The 1,480-nt window shown below is 47.7% G+C and carries 1 protein-coding gene; it reads right to left on the reverse strand.

The genetic code is table 11. The features are described 5' to 3' along the window. Positions 1 to 403: 403 nt before the first annotated feature. The coding region (locus tag A918_RS0102200; protein ID WP_022709470.1) for a porin at positions 404 to 1,480 on the reverse strand (1,077 nt) is incomplete at its 5' end.

Raw genomic sequence — 1,480 nt, forward strand, 5'->3', positions numbered from 1 at the left:
CGTGAATAAAAACCCGAACATTAATTAAAAGGCGGGTCAATTCTCGGTGGAAAAACCGGGGCAGTTCTTAGCGGCAATCAACAGGGTCCCGTTTGGATGCCGTTAACCCCTCAAATGGGGTCCATATTCCATGCTTAATGAGATGTCTTACTGTGAAGGTAATCACACCTATTTCTAACGATAAAACCTGACTAATTGTGAGCGCTCGACCGTTAAAAAATAAGGCAACAAAGATCACTCTTCGCTGCCTTATCAATTCAGCACTGACTGGAGATCAAATGCTTTTAATCCAAACTTATCAAAAAGTCCGAGACTAATTACAATTATAACCTGTCAAAAAAAATGTCAAAGAAAAAACCCGACATCGAAATGCCGGGTTTTCACATAATGTTATTCTAAATAATTAGAACGAACGCTGGAAGCGGATCATACCACCGAAAGCGTCTTTGCCACGAACATCAGGCTTAAGAGAATGGCCTGCAGCTGCGTAACCAGCATTGTGGCTCCATTTGGTGTATGTCACTTCTGGAGTAATTGTGAAACCTGGAACCAGCTGGTAAGCTACGTTTGCAGCAACAGCGGTTTTACCCCAATCTTCATGAGCAACCTGTACGTTGAATGTAGCTTTGTCGGTAGCTTTGAATTTCGCGCCACCCCAAACAGCCCAGTCACCGCCCCAACGGCCGAACTGACCAACGTTTGCTTTATATGAAGAGTAGCCGCCCTGTACCCATACGGAGAACTGGTCTGTTACGTTCAGGTCGAGGCGAACTTTACCAGCCCACTCTTCGATCTCAGAGTCGTAAGCTGCAGCAGCTGCGATGCCACCCCAAGCCTGTTCGAATTTCACACCACCAACTACGTGTGGCATGTAGTCGTCGATTACGCCGTCATAAAGGTGAACGCCGTCTGTGAAAGCTGCAACTTTTTCGCCCTGCTCAGCAGAGATGATTGCCGAGAATCCATTACCGCCAGTGAAGGTGTAGCTGATCAGGTTGGTGTTATATGCACCTGCATCTACAACATCATCGTTGATGATGTCGCCGAGGTAACCGGTAAAGGTATGGAATGCAGAGTCTGTTTTACCGATTGTCAGGCCACCAAGAGAGATAGTAGCGTGTTTCAGTGTGTTGGACTTCTGTTCGCCGTCACCGAAGTTGAAACGGTTTTCGGTGAAAGTTTTCAGAGTTCCAAGTTCTGTTTCAGTCGCTGTGTGTGTACGCAGTGTGAAACGAGTGTTTGTGCGCCATGTTTTAGCATCATAGCCGTTATATGCATCTCTGCCGGCTTTAAAATCAGCGCGAACATAACCGGAGATGCGCAGGCAGGTTTCTGTGCCTGGAATGTAAAAGTAGCCAGCGCCGTAAGCGTCGCAAACGCGTACATATTCTACTGCTTCTGGTTCTGGTGCAACGATGGCGTCGGCAGCCTGAGCGCCGGATACTGCAACGAGAGCTGCAGCGGAGCCGAGAAGAAGGCT

It is taken from the genome of Pseudochrobactrum sp. AO18b (genome assembly GCF_000409565.1).
Taxonomy (GTDB): domain Bacteria; phylum Pseudomonadota; class Alphaproteobacteria; order Rhizobiales; family Rhizobiaceae; genus Pseudochrobactrum; species Pseudochrobactrum saccharolyticum.